The 24,795-nt window shown below is 57.8% G+C and carries 19 protein-coding genes; 7 read left to right on the top strand and 12 right to left on the bottom strand.

What is annotated here, in order from left to right:
* Positions 1–62: 62 nt before the first annotated feature.
* The 3 genes from ACH488_RS15975 (at position 63) to ACH488_RS15965 (ending at position 4,742) form a co-directional block, all read left to right on the top strand.
* Positions 63–1,709, top strand: a complete 1,647-nt coding sequence (locus tag ACH488_RS15975) for a hypothetical protein (protein WP_397325544.1) — start codon at positions 63–65, stop codon at positions 1,707–1,709.
* Between the two features lie 595 nt (positions 1,710–2,304).
* The gene (gene wecB / locus ACH488_RS15970) at positions 2,305–3,465 is read left to right on the top strand and encodes a non-hydrolyzing UDP-N-acetylglucosamine 2-epimerase (RefSeq protein ID WP_397325543.1); all 1,161 of its coding nucleotides are present in this window, start codon (positions 2,305–2,307) and stop codon (positions 3,463–3,465) included.
* Between the two features lie 155 nt (positions 3,466–3,620).
* Positions 3,621–4,742, top strand: a complete 1,122-nt coding sequence (locus tag ACH488_RS15965; protein WP_397325542.1) for a hypothetical protein — start codon at positions 3,621–3,623, stop codon at positions 4,740–4,742.
* Here the strand turns inward: ACH488_RS15965 and ACH488_RS15960 are convergent.
* The 11 genes from ACH488_RS15960 to ACH488_RS15910 form a co-directional block, all read right to left on the bottom strand.
* Entirely contained in the window at positions 4,732–5,064 is a 333-nt protein-coding gene (locus ACH488_RS15960; RefSeq protein ID WP_397325541.1) for a DapH/DapD/GlmU-related protein, read from the bottom strand. The genes ACH488_RS15965 and ACH488_RS15960 overlap by 11 nt on opposite strands.
* 314 nt (positions 5,065–5,378) lie before the next feature.
* The gene (locus tag ACH488_RS15955) at positions 5,379–6,203 is read right to left on the bottom strand and encodes a hypothetical protein (protein WP_397325540.1); all 825 of its coding nucleotides are present in this window, start codon (positions 6,201–6,203) and stop codon (positions 5,379–5,381) included.
* Between the two features lie 165 nt (positions 6,204–6,368).
* Positions 6,369–8,609 carry a glycosyltransferase gene (locus ACH488_RS15950; protein ID WP_397325539.1) on the bottom strand — a complete coding sequence of 747 codons (2,241 nt, stop codon included), beginning with the start codon at positions 8,607–8,609 and terminating at the stop codon, positions 6,369–6,371.
* 2 nt (positions 8,610–8,611) lie between these two features.
* The gene (locus tag ACH488_RS15945; RefSeq protein WP_397325538.1) at positions 8,612–9,550 is read right to left on the bottom strand and encodes a hypothetical protein; all 939 of its coding nucleotides are present in this window, start codon (positions 9,548–9,550) and stop codon (positions 8,612–8,614) included.
* Positions 9,547–10,800: a UDP-N-acetyl-D-mannosamine dehydrogenase gene (wecC, locus tag ACH488_RS15940; RefSeq protein WP_397325537.1), complete on the bottom strand. Its 1,254-nt coding sequence runs from the start codon at positions 10,798–10,800 to the stop codon at positions 9,547–9,549. The genes ACH488_RS15945 and wecC overlap by 4 nt, the downstream gene beginning before the upstream one ends.
* Before the next feature lie 28 nt (positions 10,801–10,828).
* Positions 10,829–12,739 carry a glycosyltransferase gene (locus tag ACH488_RS15935; protein ID WP_397325536.1) on the bottom strand — a complete coding sequence of 637 codons (1,911 nt, stop codon included), beginning with the start codon at positions 12,737–12,739 and terminating at the stop codon, positions 10,829–10,831.
* Positions 12,736–13,548: an ABC transporter ATP-binding protein gene (locus tag ACH488_RS15930; RefSeq protein WP_397325535.1), complete on the bottom strand. Its 813-nt coding sequence runs from the start codon at positions 13,546–13,548 to the stop codon at positions 12,736–12,738. Before ACH488_RS15930 ends, ACH488_RS15935 begins: the two co-directional genes overlap by 4 nt.
* A 64-nt stretch (positions 13,549–13,612) precedes the next feature.
* Positions 13,613–14,446 carry an ABC transporter permease gene (locus ACH488_RS15925; protein ID WP_397325573.1) on the bottom strand — a complete coding sequence of 278 codons (834 nt, stop codon included), beginning with the start codon at positions 14,444–14,446 and terminating at the stop codon, positions 13,613–13,615.
* Between the two features lie 53 nt (positions 14,447–14,499).
* Entirely contained in the window at positions 14,500–15,930 is a 1,431-nt protein-coding gene (locus tag ACH488_RS15920; RefSeq protein ID WP_397325534.1) for a glycosyltransferase family 4 protein, read from the bottom strand.
* Between the two features lie 311 nt (positions 15,931–16,241).
* Complete coding sequence (locus ACH488_RS15915) at positions 16,242–17,522, bottom strand: glycosyltransferase family 4 protein (protein ID WP_397325533.1); 1,281 nt, start codon at positions 17,520–17,522, stop codon at positions 16,242–16,244.
* 3 nt (positions 17,523–17,525) lie between these two features.
* Positions 17,526–17,912: a hypothetical protein gene (locus tag ACH488_RS15910; RefSeq protein WP_397325532.1), complete on the bottom strand. Its 387-nt coding sequence runs from the start codon at positions 17,910–17,912 to the stop codon at positions 17,526–17,528.
* A gap of 493 nt (positions 17,913–18,405) precedes the next feature.
* Here ACH488_RS15910 and ACH488_RS15905 point away from each other — a divergent pair, with 493 nt between their 5' ends.
* Together ACH488_RS15905 and ACH488_RS15900 are read left to right on the top strand one after the other, a co-directional pair.
* Positions 18,406–20,097, top strand: coding sequence for a hypothetical protein (locus tag ACH488_RS15905; protein WP_397325531.1), 1,692 nt, complete (start codon positions 18,406–18,408; stop codon positions 20,095–20,097).
* 71 nt (positions 20,098–20,168) lie between these two features.
* Positions 20,169–21,245: an LCP family protein gene (locus ACH488_RS15900; protein WP_397325530.1), complete on the top strand. Its 1,077-nt coding sequence runs from the start codon at positions 20,169–20,171 to the stop codon at positions 21,243–21,245.
* A 62-nt stretch (positions 21,246–21,307) separates the two neighbouring features.
* Here the strand turns inward: ACH488_RS15900 and ACH488_RS15895 are convergent, their stop codons facing one another.
* Positions 21,308–22,135 carry an alpha/beta fold hydrolase gene (locus ACH488_RS15895; protein WP_397325529.1) on the bottom strand — a complete coding sequence of 276 codons (828 nt, stop codon included), beginning with the start codon at positions 22,133–22,135 and terminating at the stop codon, positions 21,308–21,310.
* Between the two features lie 597 nt (positions 22,136–22,732).
* Here ACH488_RS15895 and ACH488_RS15890 point away from each other — a divergent pair.
* Both ACH488_RS15890 and ACH488_RS15885 read left to right on the top strand, forming a co-directional pair.
* Positions 22,733–22,939, top strand: a complete 207-nt coding sequence (locus ACH488_RS15890) for a hypothetical protein (RefSeq protein ID WP_397325528.1) — start codon at positions 22,733–22,735, stop codon at positions 22,937–22,939.
* Positions 22,940–23,342: 403 nt separating this feature from the next.
* Complete coding sequence (locus ACH488_RS15885) at positions 23,343–24,791, top strand: sugar transferase (RefSeq protein ID WP_397325527.1); 1,449 nt, start codon at positions 23,343–23,345, stop codon at positions 24,789–24,791.
* The last annotated feature ends 4 nt before the right edge of the window (positions 24,792–24,795 follow it).

The following is a 24,795-nucleotide window of genomic DNA, read 5'->3' as shown; positions in this document are numbered from 1 at the left end:
GCCCCCGTGCATCATTTTTCCCATAGGTCCAAGGTCTCACCCTACGAGCCCAAGGATCACCCGTGGAAAGAATCGGTTCCAACTCAATCGACCCTCCTCGCCGCCGATTCAGGCATCTTTTATCCAGCTTGTTTGCTGCAACTCTGCTCATAGTTGGATTCCTTCAAGTACCCAGCGCTAGTGCCGCACCTGCCCCCGTTTACCCCATCAGTGGATACTTCATTTACGGCAGCACCAGTGACGGGGCAAATTCGCAGAAGCTGAGCGACATCAAATCCGTGGGTGGCGACACTGTCATTACCTTCGGTTCCAGACTGAAACCCGCTACGCTCTCCTCCATTCCTGCTGGTTGCACCATTTCCGGTGTCAACTGTGCCACTGCCGCCGCTTCCGGGGTCAAGGTCAAGCGCTATTTCACCTACTCCGACGGCAGTTCGTGGGGTGCGCCCGCGATCCTTTGCGCACGCGACAGAACGGTCACCAGCGGAAGCACTATCTACACGATCATGGTTCTGCCCTCAGAGGGAAGTGGTTGTACCTCTCCGAGCGGCAGCTACGACGTGGTGGTGATCAATGGAGGAACGGCTTCATCAATGTCGGCTTCACTGGGCAAGGCAGCCACCAACCTGGGAATGAAGTTCTACGCCGGGTTGCCGGCTCCGATCAACCGGACCGACATCACCTATCTCCCGGATCTCTCTTATCAAGCCACATTGTCAGTCTTCACGGCCCGCTTCTTGATCTACCAGGGCAAAGTGAACAACGTTTCAGGGCTGGCCGGCTTCTACCACCACACAGAGATGCCGCTCAGCGATGGGGCCGTTTGGGACCCGGTTTTGTCTCTTTACCGCATGCAGAATGACCGAATTGCCCAATATCAACCAAGTCGGGCAGCAGTGGTCAGCCCTTACATCGACTCCCGATCGGCATTCGGAGGCCGGGTCACGGTGGATCAAGCACGCAATGCTGTGGAAAAGATCGCTAAAACTGCCGGCAACGTGCACCTATCCATTGCCGTGCAAGACGGCATGGGCACCGGCAAGGGCGGGTCCTTCTTTGGTAGTGAGAGCAACAGCAACGTAGACGCTTATGCCGCGTCGATAGTTGGCAGCGGTACGTGGGGAAGCAAGTACCTCGCCCCCACGCGAGACTACTTCTATGCCATGGCTGAAGGCGTTGAAGGCACAGGAGCCGAGCTTTGGGCCAACCTAGAGGGCATGGCACCCGCAACCAGTCAGAACCCGTGCGATGGAAGCACGCGAGGCCAGTCAACCAAGGCACGAATCGACAAGCAATTACAGCAGTTGGGTAATACGAACACGAAGGTGATCTCGTTCATGTGGGATCCGTACTTCACCTGCGCGGGAACGTATCCCCCCATGATTGACCGCCTAAAGTCAATGAACATGACACCGGTCATCACGGACTCCATTTTCAACAATGGCAACGTCCTGGTCACTGGATTCAACCTCAGTGGTGGAACCGTGCAAGTAAAGTGGTCCGACACTTCGGGCCGGGTCTTCGACAAAACGGTTACGGCCACCAGTTACAACCCCAATTATGGGATGCAGCAAGGAATCAATCCTCGGATGGAGTCTGTTGTAGCCAATCTGGGCAGCACTTCCCTGGCATCAGGCAGGAACTATTTCATCGATGTGACGAACGGTTCCGGTATCAAGAACGACGCGCTCTACTCAGACCGCGGCTAGCACTGGATATACATGGGGTGGCCCTGTTGTCGGGGCCACCCTCCCGTGCGTCTGCGCTGAAGCAACAGCTTCGCAAGTGCCTCCACAGTGCGCAGCCTTGCCTCCATTTGCCGCCTCGAAATGTTGCGCTGTGCGGTTCAAATGCAAGAATTGGTTCGTGGCGATAGTTCATCTGGAGATAGCCGAGGAGGCAAGCGTGACCGACCCCGTGCGCCGACCACCGGCTTTGTCGCCAGCACCTCGCCATCTGCGCAAGCGGCGTTTCAGGGGTGAAACGCCCACCGGCCGCATGGCTGGGTATCAAGCCCAGACCGACGCCTCTTCGCTCCCTGAGACTGCCGACGCAGCCCGTGCGGGTGCCGAAACCATCGCATCGCCTCAAATTGTGGAACAAGCGCCCCGGGAGCTGTCTCTCCGTCAGAAACGGCGCGTCGCATTAGTATTCGTGATACTGGTCTCAGTCACAGTGCCGCTCCTGGCCCTGACGTTGATCTTTGTCCGCTAGGCGCTTCTTCAGCCGCTACACGATTGAGGGCCAACTGACGACGTGCGATAGCATCGGGAGGTCACTCACATAAACCCCCGGGGGAAATCCATGCCCAGCGTCATGCCCATCTTCGGCACACGTCCGGAAGCCATCAAGATGGCTCCGATTGTCAGCGCTTTCCAAGAATCGGCCGATTTCGACTGCGTCGTGACTGTCACTGGCCAGCACCGCGAGATGCTGGACCAGGTCAACGAACTTTTTGGCATCGAGCCAGACCACGATCTGAATATCCTGCAGCAGCGACAGTCGCTCTCCGCCATCATGACCCGGACCATCGATGGCTTGGACAAGTTGTTCGCTGAAAAGAAGCCCGACGCCGTGATCGTTCAAGGTGACACCACCACGTCCACGGCTGGTGCGATCGCCGCCTTCTACCACGGCATTCCTGTGGTGCACGTAGAAGCCGGGCTCCGCAGCGGGGACCTCTTCTCACCGTTCCCGGAAGAAGCAAACCGCAAAATCACCAGCCAGATCGCGAGCCTCCACTTGGCTCCCACCAGCACCAGCAAGGCCAATCTGCTGGCAGAAGGCATTGCTGAAGCTGACATCGTGGTGACTGGTAACTCTGTCATCGATGCCCTCCTGACCACCGTGGACAAGCAGTTGCCGTTCAGCGACCCCCAGCTGGAAGAACTCGCGTCCAGCGGACGGCGAATCCTGCTGGTCACCACGCACCGCCGCGAAAACCAAGGTGACGCCATGCGCGGAGTCGGCCGCGCCCTCGCCCGTATCGCTGAGGCTGAACCGGACCTGGTCATCGTGTTGCCGGCCCACAAGAACCCGGTTGTACGCGAAGCCGTCCTCCCAGCGCTCGAGGGTAAGCCTAACGTGGTAGTGACCGAGCCGCTGGCATACGGAGAATTCACGCGGATGCTCTCACTCGCACATATTGTCCTCACGGACTCGGGCGGAGTGCAGGAAGAAGCACCGAGCCTGGGCAAGCCTGTTCTCGTTATGCGCGACAACACAGAACGCCCAGAGGCCGTGACAGCCGGGACGGTCTCCCTGATCGGCACAGATGAAGAAACGATCGTCAAGGAAGTCGACCGGCTCCTGAACCAGCAGGACGCCTTCGACGCGATGGCCAACGCCGTCAATCCTTATGGTGATGGCAAGGCTGCAGAACGGACGGTAGCAGCAGTTGCTCAGCTGCTTGGGATAGGTGCTCGAGCCGATGAGTTCGATGTTGCTGGCCTAGGCCAGGTCTAGACGGGCCCGAGACCCCGCCCAAAAATCACAACGCAATAAGCGACACGAAAACAACGGCGCCGCCACTGGTCCAGTGGCGGCGCCGTTGCAGTTCAAAGGGCTGCTAGCATGAACTGGATCCGATAGAGAAGCATCAGCAAGGGGCGTACAAGGATTTGATCGACTTTCGAAGCACATTGATTGAGCCTGAAAACCTCAGACGAATCGTCACGCCCCTGATCGCCTATTTCGATTCACGTCGAGCTCCAATCGATGAATCAAATTCTTATATGATGATTGATCCTGATACAGGCCTCCCAGCCACATGCTGCACTCAAATTCAGGTTGCCGCATTGTATGCACTGGATCATCTTCTGAACGGCAACGACAACGACAGTGTAGCCCGGCTTCTCGCGGAAAATGTTCGTCAGCGCCAGAATCCAAACGGATCTTTCTCCAGCAGTTACAACCAGCCCGTTGACTCACCAGATCTCCAGGATATCGCCGAAATTGGGGCTTCAGCCAACGCGCTGTATTACGTTCATCAAATAACTGGCAGCACCGCCGCGAAGGACGCTCTCCTTGCCTGCGCCGAACACATCCTTACACAAGTTTCACTTGAGAACCCGGGTGCAATCTATAAGAGCGCACAGGCCAGACACGTTGATGTCTTGAACGGCGACGTCTACGGAGCACTGACCTTGTCGCGAGCATTCGAATTAACCGGCGACGACCGTCTGCTTCAACAGATTCAGCTTGTGATCAACCACATTCAATCCAGATTCGGAGTGTGGAGCGAAGGCTGGTGGCCGTACGCCGAGACGTGGGACGGCAAGGTGGCAGTGGGAGCGAGTCTTGCTTACCAAGCGACTATTATTGCCTTCGGCATGCCCATTGGTCGTGCGCTCGAACCCGGATCACGAGCCGAGTGGTCTGGGGTCCTGTCGGCAGCCCTGAAGACAGTCGCCAAAAATCTGCCGAAGGGTCCAACCGACGATTCTGAAGCACCCTCGTGGTCCCGCGATTGGGCAAACGTATGGGAAATCCCGCTGGCCTTCGCGCAATTCCCCTATTCACCCTATGCGCAGGACTACGTTCGCAAACGTCTGTTGGAAGTTGAACGCGGGATCGAACAAGCCGGCGTCGAGACACTAAGGCCAAGAGCTCTGCAAAACACCGGAAAGACGCCCGTGACGTCCCTCTACCGTAAAGCCGCTACATTTGCAGGCTTCCTGTCCGATATTCACTTGAATACCAGCCTGAGAGTTGCGAAGTCAACAGCAGAATCTAATCACTGAGCTTTCTGATGACTCTTGCCGGTACTCCGCCGGCCAAAGAGTTATCAGGAATATCAGCGGTAACTACGGCCCCAGCCGCAATGATGCAGCCTTTACCGATGTTGACGCCTCCCAGGATCGTGACACTGGCGCCAATCCAGGTTCCGTCACCAACGCTGATGGGCGGCCATTTATTTGCCCCACCGCGCTTTGAGGACGGGCCAATCTCATGGGAATCCGTCACAAACCGAGTAAACGGACCCACCATGACATTGTTCCCGAGCGTCGTGTTGCTTCGTATGTAGCCATCACGGTTAACCAAACAGCCGCTGCCAATGGTCACTGGCCCAGTAATTTCGGTCCCACGGTATATGTTTGTCCGATCGCCCACTCGAATTGGACGGTCCTCACCGGACATGAACTGAACCGTCGGGGCAATCGTGCAGTTGTCACCAACCGTGGTATCCGGCGGCAACCATGCGTCTTTTCTCGGTGCGATAGCTCGCATTTGCTTATGGAGCTCATCGAGTTGCCTCTTGAGACGGGATATCTCGAGTTCTAGTTCTTGCAATGTAGGAATCCCTTCATAGGGTGCGCCAGGAGAGATGCGAAGTGTCATCATTCCAAAAACCGCCGAGCGGCATGGGCCGACGAGGGCTAGTTGACGATTTGAAGTTCAAGACACTCGTCGAGCATCTGATTCACGCGCTCCTTGGCGGGGGCGGAATGCGAATCCGATTCGTGTTCAATGATGAACCGGGCACCGGGACGTTCGCCAGTAACTTCCCGAAACGGTGAATAATGGTGGTTCATATGATGAATATCACCGCTATTTTGAACGTATACAAAATTAGTCGAGATCTCTGGATCTGCGTATAAAGCGGTCAGACTCACCCGATGTGGAAAGGCTGCTTCCACTTCGTCAAATGAGCCATATTCCGGATAGAGTGCAGTCGAATAGGCTTCTGCAAAGAGCCCGTAGTAGCTTCCGATCGAGGCCTGCGGTGAGAAGGCAAGGGCGATCGATCCCGCAATGTGGGGGGCCATCGCCAGCGCAGCGAAGCCGCCGCCCGAAAAACCCAATAGCACCACGCGGGAAGCTCCACACTGCACGGCGACGCTTCGAACGAGAGCACTGTATCTCTCGGTAAGGTTGTCCGACGAGTCGCCCGTATACCAAGCCAGCTTCAAATCCGCGTGCGCTTTCAGAGGCGTATCGGAAAGAAAAAGGAGGCTTTCTGGACGGTCTTGGAGCGTCGCCATCCACTCGAATCGCGGGAGCGTGTAGACCTCCCTGTTGAGTGCGCCGTGCAGGGCCACTATGAGCACATCGGAGTCACGGGGCTCTACGAGACAATCCAAAGGATAGGTCTCCGATCCTGAGGGTTCCACAATGTGGCGTTGACGACCTTCAACGCGAAGCTGCTCCAAGGCGTTCCAACTGACAATTGGCGCCTTGTGGCGAGCGTCCCAGTTATCCATTCTTACTTCACTTTCTCATCGCCACAGAACTCATCCGAGTGGACCCTGCGTCTCCGAACGAGCAACTTGATCGACGAAGAATCTCAAGTAGCGGGTCAGTCGACTCGCCTCGCTGCAGTCGCACACGCAGACGAGGCAAGTCGACCAATCCTGTTGGTAAACCGGCTAGCTCGCGGCTATGCCGCTACCCTCCTGCCAGTCCGCAAGGATCTCTTCCAGTACGCGCACAGCCTGGACTGCGTTGCCGACCGCCGAACTGTAAGCCAGGGGCTTTGCACTCAAGGGGCTGCCCTCATCCAACAGGCCCCACACTGGCTGGCCACTACCCACGTAGTCAGAATACTTCGAGGGCAAGAATGGGTTGATCGCCATTTCCCCCGTACGTTCAACGTCATTGACCAGCAGTACGTCAAACTTCGTTGTGAGGTTCAGGAACTCAAGATAAGGACGGTAACCCTGTGCCTTGACGATTCCCATGAGTCCAAATTCCTGCACCTGACGAATGACATCATCGGGCTTATTTGTAAAGACGTGTAACCGCAGTTTCCGGCGGACAGCAGCAGAAGAATTGGCGAGGGCGGTAAGAACCTCCATGAGACCGCGATTCTCATAGAAAGCACCGAAGTAGCCAACGTTCACCACTGAATGCGCGAGCTCATATTTGGCAGGAAGAATTTCATAGCTCCTGCTTGGCGGCGTTGGATGAACCCGCACAGTGGATTTCGCTTGTATATGTTCTTTTAGCTTCGGATCGGAAACATAGCTCAACATGTAGGTAAGCTGATTTTCGTTGGTAAAAATGAGCTCATCCGCCAGGATATATGTCACATACTCGCACCACGTAAACAGGCTATTTGTTTCCAGTGATTCGAAACCTCTTGACACGACAACCTGTTCAAACTCCTCGAACAACTCATCTCGAATCAGGTCACCAGGCCGCAGCTTACCTTGAGCGTCAGTGCTCATAGGATCTGAGAACTCCGCTGTCCACACGACATTGGGGTTCTGAATCTTGAACTTTGCTGCAAGGAAGTGCGATCCGGGCCAAAGGACACGGCTATAAAGGGTTTCGTAACCGCCGACCAGCATGTCGCGTCTGTCGGCTATTGCCAAGCCCTTCTTCACAAACTCAGAGATCTGCTTCCAACCGGCAAACGAAGGTGGAGCATCGATCTCGAAAGCAGAGTCGATAAACCGACTCGCGATTGTCTCCAGGTTGGAATCTTTTCGGCGGACTGACCCCATATTGTTGTATATAACGTCAACTATATCCCCGCGTTCGACAATTGCCTTTGATGCAACTACCGCACTGGTGTCCGAGTAGGGAGCAAAGCAATAGCTCACGACCAAGCCACGAGCATTGCCAGCGTTGATGAGAGACCAAGGGAAGTCTTTAAGGTTAAAGGCGTCAACAGCCTCGGTAACCTGCTGTCTTTCGTTGGGGTGCTCATTCAGGTAGCGCTTGATGAAGTTTGCCTGCGATTTTATCAAACCATTCAGCACTCCATCGTTTGTCGATGAGTCCCAAGACTTGTGGGATTCGAGCTGCTGGATTACTTCAAGACGCTGTATAACTGCAAAGTCGAAATTCAGAGGTTGGCGAGAAATCGACTCGTCACGAAGGATCCTGAAATAAGAACCCGAGGCTTCGGTGGTCGCTACGACCGCCTCAAAATTATTCTCGACTGCAAGGCGCGCCATGAAACAGACGTCCTCACCGCTCCTGAGAAGTTCAGAATACTTGACCTTCTTGACGGCTTTTGTAGGGAGCAATTTGCAAGCATTGAGGCCGAGGAAGGTACTGACTGACTTGAAGCTGAACTTCTTGTTTCCTCGGGCTGATATCTGGACGTTGACGGGGTTTGACGCATTCAGGTTTCCCTGTGCATCAACGTTGACAATCGGAGAAATAGAGACACAAGTCGGCGACGCGGCGGCGAGTAGTCTCTCCAAGAACTTCGGACCGACATAGTCGTCATCATCAACAAATGTCAGATACTCAAACCTTGCCGCATCGATTCCCACGTTACGAGCGGCACCGGCACTAGGGTGAACCTGATAGAGAATTCTGAAGTGATGTCCAGGATTGGCATCTCGCAAGGTAGTCGCTATGCCGTATGTGCCATCGTCGGAGCCGTTAATTATCAGGATGATTTCGAACGATGCGGGGTTGAGTGTTTGCTCAAACAAAGACTGCAGGCAAACCGCGATCCGGTCGCTGCCCAAGTAGCTCGGAATAATTACGCTGATACCTGGTGAAAGGTCCGCCCCGGACTGGACCGCAGGCGTTTCAGACTCGATAAGTAAGCGACGTAGGGCCAGAATTTCTGCATCGCGGGCCGTATCGTCGACCACCATCGTGGAGCCGTAGTCGACGTCAACAGACCCCTCTTTCTGCTCTGCCATCTCTATGCCTCCGCCTTCGACTGCATCTCGTTTGCCTTGGGTGTTTTACGCTGCCACAGCCGAAGCGTGAGCTTACCGAGTCGGGAGTTCGCCAACGCATGGTACTTCTTTTCCAGCGCGGTGTACTTAACCTCCAAAGTCCGGTGCTCGTCCTCCAGGACTTGGTATTGGCCATCCAGTGCCCGGTGCTCGCCGTCCAAAGCCTGGTACCTGCCTTCCAAGGCCTGATGCTCGCTCTCTAAAGCGTCATAGCGCTCCTTCAGCAACAACAGCTCTTCCTCAAGTTTGAGCACCTCATCGGATGGCCCCTCGGGTGTCGGATCCTCCACTGTTGGCTGATCGGCGAGAGGTATCAGCACCTCCAGCAGACTAAGGTGTTTGCGTCGCAATTCATTCAGTTCCAGGAGACTTCCGTCACCTGCCCCCGGGTGATTCGTGCATCCATGGCCAAGAAGGCTGGCGTTGACTGCGAAGCCGGCTTTGAAGCTCTCAAGATCAAGCTGATCCGCTTCGCGTCCGGCCGCAGTACTGACGACGACCTCGTCAATGGTTCCGCTAATCCCATGGACAGAGATCCGCTTAGGCAACCCAAGCAAACCAAGTTGTTCAAGGGTTTCATTCAAGGGGGCTTGCAAACTCCAGGTTATCGGTGAGTCCGGGCTCAACTGGCCAAGCTCGATGAGCTCGGCGGCCAGTGGAAATCCGGATTCGGTGACCAAAAACGACTGTGTGTCAGAAGACCCGACGGATTGAAAGTCATCCAGGGAGCGGATAAAGATTGCATCCAACGGGACAAGAGAATATTCGGATTCCGTTGTCAGCACGCCCGTAATAACGGCTATACGGCGAGCTGGCTGAGCACCACCTGTTAGATCTGCCCCCGAGCTGAGACCTATTACCGCGTCCGCGCGTGCTTTCGGGCTTACGACAGCTGTCGTCATACCAGCAGCGCTCCGCGAGTGTCGATCAGCATTTTGCCAGCAAGCTCCTCCGGTGCCACCTCTTTGACTGCGTCGTGGTCAACAAGAACCAGGACCACGTCGGAGCGTTGGATCGATTCTTCGACTGACAGCAACTCAACGTTTCGACGGTTTGCCAGCTTCCCGGGCAATGCCTCAATGTGGGGCTCAGCAACGTTGAGTCGCCGATCCGGCAAAGCGTCTGCCAGCTGCGCTGCGATTTCGATTGCAGGAGACTCCCGCAGATCGTCAATGTTTGCCTTGAACGCCAGTCCGAGCACAGAGAGTTCGGCGGAATCAGGCAGCCCGGCAAGAGCGGACTTTGCTTGCTCGATGACCCATTCGGGCTTCGAGTCGTTGACCTCGCGTGCGGTGCGGATCAAACGGGACTCTTCCGGTGCTGCCGCCACGATGAACCACGGGTCAACAGCAATGCAGTGACCGCCAACGCCGGGGCCGGGCTGCAGGATGTTCACGCGCGGGTGGTGGTTCGCCAAGCGAATGAGTTCCCAGACGTCGATTCCGAGCTTATCGCTGATGATGGAAAGCTCATTCGCGAAAGCGATATTGACGTCACGGTACGAGTTTTCAACCAGTTTGGCCATCTCGGCCGTAACGGCGTCCGTAGTCAGGATCTCGCCCTGGCAGAAAACAGCGTAAAGGTTCTTTGCCGTCTCGGCGGCTTCGGCGGTCATGCCGCCAACAATCCTGTCATTCGTTACGAGTTCGATCATAACCCGCCCAGGGAGAACACGTTCAGGGCAGTGGGCCACAAGGATCGCCGGGCGTGAATCGGAGCCGTCAAGGCTCAGGTCAGGGCGGAGGTTCAGGATGTAGTTGGCCATGTGCTCGGTGGCCCCGGGAGGCGAGGTGGATTCAAGAATCAGCAGTTCGCCACCCTGGAGCTGAGGAGCGATGCCTCGGGCTGCTGCTTCGATGTAGCTCAGATCCGCGGAACGATCGGATTTGAAGGGCGTTGGAACAGCCACGATGTAAGCCTCAGCCTGCGGTGTGGATGTCGAAGCCCGCAGGTGCCCCTGGCTCACAGCGCCAGAAACGTGGACGCCAAGGTCGGGCTCTACAAAGGGCACTTGGCCGGCGTTTACGGCCTCAACAGTGCGTTCATTGACGTCGACACCGATAACCTCGATGCCGTTGGTGGCCAAAATTGCCGCGGTCGGAAGGCCAATGTAACCCAGGCCGATGACTGCTACGCGATTAATAGTGTTCAAAATGCTCCCCACATTTTCGTTTAGGTAGTTAGACAGTGACGTGTTCTGTGGGATTTCCCCAGAACTGAATATCTCCTGAAGCCAGGAGCTGGTCGTCAGAAGCGGTCCACGTGTGGCCCGTAGCGGATCTGTGAACGTAGTAGTTGTACCGGTCGGAAGCATAGATCTTGCCTCCGGCGTCGCTGACCGCACGCATGAACGCGGTGTCCTCTCCCCTTCCAAGCTCTTCGAAGGGATATTGTTCGAAAACCGATTTCCTGGCCATGATGGTTGCACCAATAACCATGTGGCTGAACCGATGCTCCATGTGATTGAACCTCAGCAATGCAGCATTCCGGCTTTCGATATACATAAAGTGCGCCAGCTTACCCACAACGTCGGCCCCGGAGTACATCAAGGCGTTGACCTGATCGCGAAGGTAGTTCGGACCGTAGTAGTCATCGTCATCCATCTTCGTGAGAACGGCACCCGTCGCAGCTGCAACACAGAGGTTCAGGCAACTGCCAAGACTCACCGTCCTGGGCTCATGAAGCAGCGTCACCTTGCGAACACCATATTTCCGTCGCAGACGCCAGATCTTCCACCAGCTGGCCTTGAACCCATGGGTCAGCAGGACCAACTCAACGTCGACCCCCTGCTGTGATCCAACTGTCCTGAAGACATGCTCAAGTTGGTGGGGGCGGATGGTGGATACCAATGCGCTTACCGATTCGGGCTGCACTGGGCGGACCCTGTGCGGCAACGCCAGCCCTACGACTTTTTCTGCCCTGTGCGCGTACGTGTGTTCTGCCCAGATCCGGCGTTGGGCCAGGTGAACGGAGCGGTCGTTGAGTTCAGGGCTCCTCATCAGCGCCCTCATGATGAACGCTGCATCCTCTTTGTTTGAGACGCTGTGGATTTCACCGTTGGGAAAGAACCTCGGCAGAGCCGGGCTGGGCGTTGTCACCACTGGCGTGCCGGAGGCAGTGATCTCGAAGATGCGGCGCGCGCACATACTGGGCGAATCGACTACCGAGTTGACGTTCAGAAAGACCTTGTAAGCCTTATAGGCGGTCAGCATTTGGTCATAGCTGAGGGATCCTACGACGTGCGAATCGTAAGGAGCCGGAAATTGATAGTCCGGATCGCTGCCCAGGTGTCTGGAGAAGATCTCCAGTCCGTGCTTGACGCGGTCCGAGCCTGCAATGGCCCCATCAAGCAGCAGCCGCATCTGTTCACGACGCTCGGGATACTTGTGCGCAAAGTACATACCGGCGAAGGCAACATCCCGCGAATGCCGTCCCGTTTTTGGCCTCACAGGGTTGTGGATAGCTGGCTGAGCTGCAAAGGGCAGCACATCGATTCGCTCGTGCCCCAGAGCATGCCTATAGTCAGGCAGCTTGTTCTCATCGGAGGTGAAGACAACGTCGAATTCCCGCGCAGCCGGCAGGAAGTCCTGGAAATGGGGTGGATCTTCCTTGTTCCAGAAGACTGTGGGGACGCCATTCTCCTTGCACCACCGCAGTAGTTTGAGGAACTCAGGCTTGGGGCCGCTGGCTCCTGCCAGCTGGTACCTCCAGGAACCGCCATTGCCTTCCCACGCGGACTCGACAAACAAGAAGTCCACGCGCTGCTCTTGCAGCTGCTGAAGCCACTGGTCCTTTTTTAGGAAAAGAAGGTTCCACTCAAAGGCATAGGCTTTGGCTGAGAAATCGTCCAGGATTACGGCCACCGTGAGATCGTCCCTGCGGGAAGGAATCGTCGGGTAGTCGAAAGCGGGGAACGTCAGTTGTCGATTGTCACTGCTGGTCTTTGGTGCCGCCTTGGCCCCGACATCCTTTACGGAGGTCTTGTTTACGGACAGTGCTCGTTGGCGCTTGCGCCATGCTTGTAGCTGTTTGACTCCCCCAGCACGGAAGTGCCAAGCGGCTTTCCTCAAGTTATCGACGGTGTAATTCACGCCCGGCTCCTACGCATCTTGCTTCTTGCCAATACTTCCGTTAGTTGCAGATTGGCACGTGCTTCATCGCGAATTCTCGCCGCTGTTATGCCGTTGCCCTTGGCCAGGTTGCCTGTAAAGTCCTGGTACGCCTTGACGGTTTCTGCGGGATCTCCGTCCATGATCATGTGGCCCATATCCAGCCATACGACGCGGCTGCACATGCTGGTGATGGTGTCCAGCGAGTGGCTCACAATGAACACGCAACCCGCCTGTTCACGCAGTTGGTCCATGCGGCGCTTGCTTCTATCCCCGAACTGGGCATCGCCAGTGTTCAGGGCTTCGTCCACCAGTAGAATTTCGGGATCAATACTCGCGGCGATCGCGAATCGAAGCCTGGATGCCATCCCCGATGAGTAAGACTTCATGGGCAGGTAGATCGAGTCCCTCAGCCCGGAAAGCTCAACGATGCTTGTGAACTTTTCCTTCACCTCACGGCGGCTCATGCCCATGGCCAGACATCCCAGGATGACATTTTGATGGCCCGAAAGGTCACCGACGAGGGCGGCGTTGACCCCCAGCATGATCGGCGTGCTGGAGGCGAAGACAGCGCCCGAGGAAGGCCTCACCTGTCCACAAATCAGCTTCATCAGAGTGCTCTTGCCGGAACCGTTTCGGCCAATGATGCCCACTGACTCCCCGCGCTCTACGACGAGGGACAACTCGTGCAGCGCGCGGACTGTCACCGTGTTGGGGCGCCGGGTCAGGCGTCGCAGCAGACCGGTCTCACGGCGCTCCTGCGCTACGGCGTCAGAGTCGGTGGTCACCACCCTGTACTCCATGGTTGCCCGGTCCACAACGACGCAGGGGTGGCCCTCAACCTCCAAAACCTGTTCAGCCGCGACCATAGGATTCCTCCCCCTGCCAGAAGAAGACCATTCCAACCAAAAGGGTTCCCAAGGCCCACACTCCCAGCGTCGCCCAGGACTGCCAGGTGGGGGGCTGTGCGTAGAGAACACAATTGCGGACGATGTCAATGACGTTGAACAGAGGATTCAGCTTCATGATTGCCAGGACATCCGGGTGAGTGACAAACCGTTCGTAAGAGTAAAAAATGGCGGAACCGTACATCCAGGCCCTCATGAAGAACGGAAGCAAGTGGGTTGCGTCGTGGACACGGGAGATAATGCGCGCAAGGATCAGGCCTACGCCCAAGTTGAACACCGCCTGCAGCAAGACCGCCGGAATGACCAATAGCCACAACCATGTGATCTTCTCGGCGGGCGGTACGAGCGTGATGATGAGCAGCATGGCAAGAATCAGCGGGACGTTCGACATCATTTCCCGAATGTTCACACCGATGGGCAGGGTGGCACGCGGGAAGTTGAAGGCCTGAACAACCGCTTTGTTGCTGTGAATCGATCTGGCGCCACTGGTAATGGCTCCCGACGTGCCTTGGAAGATGAAGATCCCAATGACGAGGTAGCCCACATAGTTGTCAATGCCGTGTCCGGTTTGCAGCAACAGACCGAAGATGACGTAATACGTGAGTCCGTTGAAGATCGGGTTGAGCAACAACCAAGCACTGCCCAAGCGGTCACGACGCGTCCCACTCTGCACCCGGGCCCGGGCGTCGTAGAAGATGAACTCCCGGAAGTCCCACAGCTGAACCAGGTAGTCCAAGAAGCTCGGACGCGCCCCTACGCGGGTCAGGCGACGCATGTCCACCGCCAATGGTTGCACCATGGCCGGATCTGGCAAGACTGCCCTCTTTGCCGACATCAGCTGGCCTTCCTTGTGTAGTTAGACACCAAAGTCTCGTAAGCCCGCGCGTACGCATCAGCGTTCGCTTTCCATGTCCTGGTGGCCAGTACGCCTTGCCTGCCCGCAGCTCCTAGACGCTCGCGCAAGCCCTCATCCTCCAGCAAATCCAACAACACCTCGGCCAGCCCCGTGGGATCCGACGGCTCGGCAACCCGGCCGTTGACGCCGTCGTGCACTATCTCGCACAGCGCCTCCAGGCGGCTGGCTACCACCGGGCGGGCGCACGCCAATGCCTCTACGGGTTTCAACGGGGTTACTGAGCGGGTGACGGACAGATCCTTGCGGGGCACTACAAAAACGTCCAGAGCTTGGTGGTAGAGACGGGCCTGCTCCGCAGGAACCCGTCCGGTAAAGATCACTCTTTCCGCGAGTCCCAAGCGTTGCACCTGGCTCCGGAGAGCAGGAGCAGCAGTTCCATCACCCACCACAACCAGCCTCAACTTTGGCAGCCGCGGAGCGAGCATTGCAAATGCTGTGACCAGATCGTCAAGCCCTTCGTAATCAACCAAGCTGCTCACCGTACCGATGTACAGTCCGTCTTGGGCGAGTCCCATTGCCTGCCGTGCGGCACCGTGGTGAATTGGCTCACGCAGGTATTCGCCGCCCACCGCGTTGGGGCTGATGAGTATCCGTTCCTCCGGAACCCCCGCGGCCAGGATGTTCTGTTTCATGGCTTCCCCGAGGGTCACCACCAAGTCCGCGCTCCGCATGATTTCTGCCTCGCGCTCCACGAACAGGCGGTAACGCTCGCTATTGCGCGCTTCTGGTCCCCTGGTGGACGCCCACGTATCAGCCAACTGTCCGCGAACCTCATAGACCCACGGAACGTCCAGGGCCTGGGCAACCTCCCGAACCACCAGCCCGTTCACGAAGTGCGTGGTGGTGTGCAGGACGCTTGGCCGGAAGTCACGGGCGATCCTCAGGAGCCCCTCGGATTGCTGCTGCAGCCGCCCATTCATGGACTTCGACAACTGGCTGGGCAGCAGCCTCTGGTAGCGCACGCCGTCCACCACGTCACTGTCGCGCGCGGTGAGGACACCTATCTGGACCGGGTAACCGAGCCTGGTCACCGCCAATGTGTCCCAACCAGCCGCCTGCTGGGCCGTGAGTATGGCGTGACTGCGGCGGGCGTATCCACTGGAGGTATGCGGCACGGAATTCGTCAGGAGGTGCAGGACGCGCTGCGGCTCCGACGAAATGTTCACCTTTGACAGGGAAGGACGCCATCCTTCGAACACCCGGAGTTCAGACTCCAGTCTGCGTCGCTGTTTAGAAAGCTTGCGGCACTGTCCGTCCAAAACCTCGACGGCGGCACTCATCTCGCCGTCGTACCATTGCCGTCGCGCTTTGGTGGCGGAGAGCTGTTGGCTGGCGGCTGCCTGGCTCAAGAATTTATCGGCCCACGCTGGCTGCCCTGCGGCCAGAGCGACCTCAGCCGCTTTGCGAACTCGCTCGGGAGAGCCTTGCTGCGCACTATCGAATCGGCGCAACAGACCAGAGTCGTCGCCGGCTGCAAAGCTGGCCAGCATAAGAACCGTACTGGCGGAGTCCGGTGCCGTACTCGAAAGCCTGCGGGCGATGGGGCGCACAAAAGCAGAGGGCATACGCCTCAGAACCTGGAGTGCCAAGACAACCGGAGCCTCAGTCATGTGGTCCGCGACCGTGTTGGCCGCCAAGGTGATGTTTCTCACGAGGGGAATCATGAGACTCTTTCCGTGCTGGGGACGGGCTTCCGGCGGCTGATCAGGCAGGCAATCTGGTCCATGTAGTGATGTGCCAGCTCCGCGTAGTCGGCGTGATCCCGGACCCACTCCCTGCCGCTTTGTCCGGCCGTTAGTCGTTTACGGTCGGTGGCGAGCTCCCGCCACAGCGAGGCAACCGCCTCCGGATTCGCTGGGACCACGTCGCCACCTTGGGCTTCTTCGATGATCCGTTTGGCTTCGCCTTTGACGATCGCCGTGACATGACGCCCCACGGCCAACACCTCGTAGGTCTTGGAAGGCACGGTGGTTTCAAAAGACTTCCAGTCGTCCCTTAGCGAAACGATGCAGGTGTCTGCTTCACGATACTTTTCGAGCACGGCAGATCCGTGAAGTGACGGGTAGAAGGACACCGGTGCCTTCAGTTCCCTGGCCAGTTTGACCAACTGTTGCCTGTTGGTTCCAGTCCCCACCAGCGTCAAGTGGAACCCGTCCCCCAACAGGGCACTCGCCCGGATCACGATGTCAAGACGCTGACTCTTGCCGTGATTACCCAAGTAGAGGGCATGGAACACATCCCGGTCCTCGGCAGGAGGATCCAGAAATGGCACTGACCTCAAGTCCAGGCCATTACTCACGGTTGCCACATTGCGGAGTCCCCTGCTTCGAAGGGTCTCGGCGAAGCCTTCGGTCACTGTGACAACCAAGTCGGCGCGGTGCTGGACGAAGTCCACCGCCCGCTCCACCACGCTCTTGACGCTGCCTTGAACCAGACGGGCATCCCGGGCAAGGTCCGGCCAGGCGTCACGCATCTCCACAATCAACGGCACTTTCCTCAGCCGTGAAAGCACGTAGCCCGTGGCCAGTGTGGGCAGGCTGGGTGCCGTCGCCAGGATTGCATCAGGCTTCTTGCCGCCCAAGCCGACAGGGACTGACAAGATTGCCGAGAAAAGCTGATCGATGAGCCGGGCCACGGGAGATTTACCCAGATGGCGGAGGTACGGAACCCTCCTGATCTTTTCTCCGTGCGGCCCGGTCTGAGTCCCAAACGCATAGCCCGCTTGACGCCGGGGAAGATCCCGACGCCCGTTCGGATAGTGGGCCACTGGGGTTACGACATCCACCTTCCAGCCCGCCCGCTGGAATTCGCGGGTCAGCGAAGACCACCTGCGCTGCGGCGGGCTGTGTTCAGGCCAATAGGAGTGTGTGAGCAACATGAGGCGCAACGGTTCGCGTGCCTGGTCCTTGTTCGCACTATCCCCGGGGAGGGAGGTGCTCATGAGCTACTTGCCATTGAGACGGGGTCGGCGGATCCCTTTGGAACGCAGAGCACGGAAGTATGCGGCGCCAAGGAGGAGGAGGACCAGAACGGTCAAGCCTTGGACAATGGGGTTGTTTTCGGCGACGGGAGCCAGCGCAGCCTTGAGCGGACCAGTTACATCGGCGCTGGCCACGACCGGGGCTTCGGCGGCTTTGGAGGGCGACGGCGTCGGTGCAGGCGAGGGCGCTGCGGGAGCAGAACTGGCTTCTTCAGCCGGAACTTCCGCCTGTTCTTCTCCCACGTAGTACTCGTTGGCCGGTGTAGTTGGCAACTGCTGCTCCACCACAGCGGGCGCCGACGGTACGGGGTCGCTGACCGGAGGCACTACCGGGGCTGGAACTGTCTCCACTGGTGGAGGCTCAACGGGAGCCGGAGGTGTCACCACGGGGTCTGTGGTGGGCAAAGGTTCAGGTTCTACAGGACCGGGACCCGGCAGCGTCGGAAGGACGATTTCGGGGAAGGAGGGTTGCGGTGATGGGCTCGGTGAATCTGTCGGCGCCGGTACCGGATCTGTTTCGGTAGCCAACGCAGGTTGGGTTCCGAGGAACCCGAGAATGCCGAGCATCAAAGCCAGTACCGCGGCTTGAACACGCCTGATTCCGGTGCCCAATGTTCCCCCTGTAGTAAAAGTTCAGATTGCTCCGGCGCCGACCGCTGCCTCGCCACCGCGGACAAAACGGCCTGAGAACCGTTCTACGCAGGGAAGCGCCGTGGGTTAGTTTATCGTATGGATAAGGGTCCGCCTGGGCTTCGGCCCACTGCCCGGCCATTGCTGGATACCTCCGCCAGCTCTTTCTTGCCTCTCAAATGTCAATTCCGCTGCCATCGCCACGAAGGACTCCATGCCGATCCCCAGCGAAATCCCGGGCTCTACGCATCGTTCACCCAAAATACGATTCGCCTTCCGGTTTGCGATCGCGTTGGTGGCCATAGCCACACTCTTGACGGCGTTGAACCATGGTCCCCGGGACAAGCTCCACTCCACGGACGGCACCCGTGCTCACGCCGAACTGCCTAAGTATCCGATCAGTGGCTATTTCGTTTCATCGAGTGCCACGGATGCCAAGAATCTGCAGAAACTGCAGGAAATCAAGGCCGCCGGCGGAGACACAGTCATCACCTTTGGAACATCCGTGGTGCCGATTGCTCCGGATTTGCTGCCTGAGGATTGCAAGATCAACGGCGAGAACTGCGCCACCGTTGCCGGCTCCGGGATCAAGATCAATCGGTACTTCACGTACTCGGACGGAGGCCAGTGGGGTAAAGCTGCGTTGAAGTGCCCCCGCGACCGCTACGTTGAGAATCAAGGAAAGTCCTACACAATCATGGTCTTTCCAAGCAACGACACCGGCTGTACAGCCAAAGACGGTACGTACGACATCATCGTGGCAGGCGGCAGCCCGCTTTCCGCCACGGACCGCACTGTTTCCTTGGCATCGGCAGCTACGAAACTGGGTCTGAAGTTCTACGCCGGCATGCCGGCCCCGGCAAAGCGAACTGATTTCGAGTACCTGCCGGACACCAGCTTCCTCAACACTTTCACGGCCTTCACGGACCGGTTCCTGCGCTATCAGGCCCAAGCCAACAACGCCGACGGGCTCACGGGGTTCTACCACCACCTCGAAATGCCCGTTACAGACAACCCGTTTTTTGAACCGGTGCTGTCTTTGTACAAGATGCAGAATCAGGCGATACATCGGATCCTGCCCGGTCGCTCAGCCATTGTGAGTCCTTACATTGAGGCTCGAAAAGACTCCGCAAATATCACCCCCGAGAACGCCAGGAATGGGATACGGAAGATCGCACAGACATCCGGAGGCCTTCACCTCTCCATCGCCATACAGGACGGCATGGGAACAGGAAAGGGTGCGGCCTACTCCGCCGCCGAAGCGGGAAGCCGAGTCGACGAGTTTGCGGCCAGCATTGTCGGCAACGGGACGTGGGCGGGGAAGTATGTGGCTCCCAACAGGGACTACTTCCGGGCCGCAGCACAGGGAATTGTGGGAACAGGTGCAGACCTGTGGGCCAATATGGAAGGCATGGCTCCGGCCACTAAGGATAACCCCTGCAACAAGAGTCTCAGGGGACAAACCACCGCCGACCGAATTGGCAGGCAGCTCCAGCAATTGGGCAGTGCCCAGAAAATCATCTCCTACATGTGGGATCCCTACTTCACCTGCAAGGGTGCGAACCCTCCACTCAGGGACACGCTGTTAACTGGACTGGGTTCGCCGCTCGTCACTGACTCCAGCTACGACGCGGCCACAGGCGAGCTGCGAGTTGAGGGATTCAACCTGTCGGGTAGTTCCTACACATTTGAGCTAACCAGTAATGGCGGAGCCGAACGACGGATTTCCGGTGAGCCCACGCGGATTGATGCTTCTTCGGGAGAACCTCAGACCCGAAATCCGCGTCTGGAATCAATCACCATCACAACGAATCTCAAGAAACAGACGACAGAGGATTCCTATGCAGTCTCAGTATCAAATAAGTGGGGCACTAGCAGCGACACAGGCCGCCCCAAGTCCAGATAACGCACCGCTGAACCGGTCCGCACCATCGAATTGATAGAATCGTCCCTGCTGACGCCGACACCTAGGAACCCATGACGCTGCCGACTGACACCGAATCTTCCTCGACCGAGTCCCGTCCCAGACGCCAAAAGAGTGGCAAGAAGACCGCCCGGAACGTACTCCTTGGCTTCGCTGCCGTGGTTGTTGTAGTCGGTCTGGTGTGCGGCCTCTACCTCTTCAACCTGGCCCAGACCTTCAACAACGGGTCCAGCAAAATTGACGCTGCCTTCCCCGAGGAGTCCACTCGTCCTCAGAAGGCGGAGCCGGTCAACGGCACTGCCGCCATGAACATTCTGGTCATGGGCAGCGACACCCGCGGAACCGACCAGGTGGACCTGGAAACCAATGCGGCCACGGACCAGCGTTCGGACACTTTGATGCTGGTGCACATTCCTGCCGACCGCAAGAACGTCTACGCCGTCTCGTTGATGCGTGACCTTTGGGTAGAAATCCCGGGCAAGGGCCAGTCCAAGATCAACTCAGCTCTTGCCTATGGAGGCGTGCCCCTGGTGGTCCAGACGGTCGAGTCGTTGTTCAAGCAACGCATTGACCACGTGGCCATGGTGGACTTTGAAGGCTTCAAGGGCCTCACCGATGCCCTCGGAGGTGTTGAAGTGGACGTCAAGATTCCCTTCGCTCCGGCATCCGGCCCAATGAAGGGCCACTACTACGCCGCAGGAAAGCAAACGCTCAATGGCGACGAGGCCCTTGCCTTTGTTCGCGAGCGAAAGTCCTTCAGCGACGGCGACTACCAGCGCGTGCGCAACCAGCAGGTCTATCTGAAGTCGATCATCAGCAAAGTCATCGCCCGTGACACCCTCACCAACCCGGTGACCGTCAACAACATGGTCTCCGCCGTTTCTCCGTTTGTGAGTGTCGATAAAGGATTCGACGCGACGGCTATCGGAACCTTGGCCGTCAGCCTCAAGGATCTCCGGGCCAACGACACCGTGATGTTCACTCTGCCTACACTCGGCACTGGCACATCGGCGGACGGCCAATCGATCGTAGTGGCGGACACTCAAGCCATCTCGGACATCGCAGCGGCACTATCCAAGGACCAGTTGGGTACGTACGTCACGGCGCATTCCCTGCAAAAGGGCAACTGAGGCCTGACCGAATATTCCATTCAACCCCGGCTCCCGCTGACTGCGGCAGCCGGGGTTTGACTTTAATTGCCGGCTTTTTGAGTTACCTCGCGTACAAAGGCCCACGCGTCAGCAGCCACGCGCTCAGGGCATTCCCACAAGATGAGGTGCCCTGTCCCCGGATAGATCGTGAACCGTGCGCCCGGAATCCGTGCAGCGAGGGTTTCTTGGTGGGAACGGGGCAGCAGGTGGTCGTGCGCGCCCCAAAGGATGAGTGTCGGTGCCGGGATTGAGCCAACATCCGTAGGAGGCACGGCTTCAAAAAGTCCCCTCATGGATGCCTTCCAGACAGCTGCCGGCATGGACAGTCCATCTTGGATGCGGTCTTCTATATAGTCCGGAGCTACGGCATGGAGCAGCCGGTACCAGGCCAGCGAGTCACGCACCCATTTCTCGGAGATTGGATCAGCCAACTGCTCAACCTCGTCAGCGAAGGCAGGACGCGTCTCCAAACTCAAGGGAGCACCCACCAACACCAGCGAGAGCACCAGGTCTGGATGCGTCACGGCCAACTGCTGGGCTACGTATCCCCCGCTTGAGGAGCCCAGGACATGGGCACGCTTCACCCCGAGGCCCTCACACAAGGCGGCCACGTCGTCAGCAACCTCAATGAGTGAATAACCCCCATCCGGCTTGTCGGCACCACCGTGCCCTCTCAGATCAGGGGCAACAATCACCGCCGAGGGAAGCGCGGCAATCAACCTCACGAAACTCCGCCAGGATTCGCCCCAGGCGTGCAACAAGAGCAGCGGCGCGGCACCGTCGTCGTCCGTTTTTCCTACCGACCCTTGCACGAAGCACGGCACGCTGACCCCCGTGCTCAAAGCCACAGTCCTGACCCCGGACTCCATGGAGCCACCCTACGCCGCCAACGGGCGCTTGCATCAGTGGTTCCCCGGCACAAGAAGCGGACCGGTGACACGGCTTGGTTGTCCTGCCGCACGATGCAGGCTCCGGTTTGCGCACCTTGCCTGCCAAAAAGGATAGGCATTACTACCCCATTGAGTAGGCGTGACAAGTTTATGCGCTATATTTTTGACAACCAAAAATGTTCTCCGTTTATCGGGTGTACGCTCATTGGCAGAACAAATAAGTAACCTGCAGAAAACTTGCTTTTCGCAGGGAAATATAGATGGGGGAAGCCGTTGGGGGCGGATGAGCTATCGGCACGACTGTGGCGCGAACGTAGGCAACTCGATTACTTGCTCTTCGTCCTGGAAACACAGCTACTGCATCTGGAAGCGGGAAATTGGCATCGCCTGAGTTTTACCGCCGCAGAACTCGAAAAAGTCATCGAGAACCTCAGGTTCGATTCACTGGCGCGGGGCATGGAGGCTTCTGCCCTGGTTTCCGAATGGACTGAACAGGAGCAGCAAATGCTCCCCTCGCTGGTCTCCATTGCCCCATCTGGACTTTGGCAAGAACTCCTGGAGGAGCATCGTCGCGCCATGTCTACACTCCTGAGCGGCATCGACATGGTTGCCGCGGCCAACAATTCCCTGCTGAAGGGTGGCGTTCCGACCGCTGCCGGGGCAAGTAGCGAGGCGTCCGACGTCGACCTCTCCGCCATCGCGCTTGCCGCCAACATCCAGCGTGCGACGGCCGCCGTCGCGAGCGCTTCGCTGCCCGCAGTCAGGGAATTCCTGGGGCGCTGAGGGGCACCCCGGTGCCGCTCGCCGCGCTTACTGGGCGGGGATCGGCATTCTAGGCGCCCCACTTATCAGCCAACTGACAATTGCGCGAATATTTTCAATCTGTGCACAAAATGGATCATGTAAGTTGACTTGCAATTGTGATGATACGCCAATACCTTTTTGCTCATCATCCAATCAGTGCGCTCAATTTGTAGCGCAACTAAAGTCCCTTTAGGATTGATGTTGAAGTGTCAAGTCAACTGCACGCAGTTGGACTTGTGCGATCAATTTACGTACGCCCTCTTGGGCGTCGGGGCAGTTATGGGGGCTGAATCGTGAATGTTTGCGTCTTGACTTTGAAGAACGCCTTGCAATGTCTGCGGCCTACAGCGCGCACATCAACCCGACATAAGTAGTAGTCGGCATGGCCACTTCGACTACCTCCTCAACGTCGACTGACTCCTCTGGCAGCACTCTCTGGCTTCGCTCACAAAGCACGCAGATGCGCGTCCTGGACCTGATCTGCGTGGTTCTTGCAGTTGGCGGTGCGCACGTTCTGCGCTTCGGGGCAGAGGACGCGTCGATCGCCGAGACGGAAGTCTCCTACGCGACAGTTTCTGTCCTGCTCGTCATCACCTGGCTGGGAGTGCTTGAGTTCAGCGGAACCAAGGACATGAAGGTCCTGGGCACAGGGACCGAAGAGTACAAGAGAGTAGCAGCCTCTTCCCTGTGGCTCTTCGGAGCACTCGCAGTAGTCTCCTACGTGTTCCAACTCCAGACGGCACGTGGTTACGTGTCGGTGGCGCTCCCACTGGGCATACTCCTGCTGTTGGCGAGCCGCTGGCTGCAACGGCAAGTACTCCATAGGGGACGGCGTGATGGACTCTACCTCCACCGCGTTCTGTTGATTGGAGCCGCCCACAGCGTCGACCACCTGTGGAAGAGACTGAACCAACACATCGTCTCGGGATATAAACCAGTCGCGGCGTTCCTCACCGATTCAGGCACAGTTGATCAAGCACTTCCGGTCCTGGGCACTAATCCCTCCGTTGACGATGTGCTCGACGCGATTGGGCAGCGGAAAGCTGACACCGTGGCTATATCCAGCGGAGCAGACCCAACGTTTCTACGCCATCTGGGCTGGGCTCTGTCAGCCCGCGATGTGGGCATGATCATGGCCCCGGCGTTGACTGATGTGTCCGGTCCAAGAATTCACATCCAGCCAGTTGCGGGGCTGCCGCTTGTCCATGTCACCACCCCAAAACTCGAAGGAATGCAGGCCATAGCCAAGCGGGCCTTCGACGTTGTAGCGTCCACTGCGCTCCTCGCCGTGTTGTGCGTTCCTATGGCCGTTGTGGCGCTCCTGATCAAACTCGACAGCCGCGGACCGGTGTTCTTCCTTCAAACGCGCATAGGCAAAGCCGGCGAAGCCTTCCACATGTATAAGTTCCGATCCATGCGCACCGATGCCGAGGTGCAATTGGAGGCGCTCAAGCAGCTCAGCCAAGGCAACGAAGTACTTTTCAAGCTGAAGAACGACCCCCGGGTAACGCGAGTGGGACGGTGGATCCGCCGGTATTCCGTGGACGAACTCCCCCAGCTCATTAACGTCCTCAAGGGCGACATGAGCCTGGTGGGCCCGCGTCCTCCCCTGCCACGCGAAGTTGCTGTCTACGAGCAGCACGAACACCGCCGTCTCATGGTGAAGCCCGGGATCACCGGCCTGTGGCAAGTGAGCGGCCGAAGCGATTTGTCCTGGGAAGAGTCAATCCGCCTGGACCTCTACTACGTGGAAAACTGGTCTCCAGCGCAGGATCTGATCATCCTTTTCCGGACCCTGCGCGCGGTCCTTGCCAGAGATGGGGCCTATTAGCCCC

The organism is Paenarthrobacter sp. NPDC018779 (assembly GCF_044391085.1).
Lineage (GTDB): Bacteria > Actinomycetota > Actinomycetes > Actinomycetales > Micrococcaceae > Arthrobacter.
This window is presented reverse-complemented; position numbering and strand designations above follow the sequence as displayed.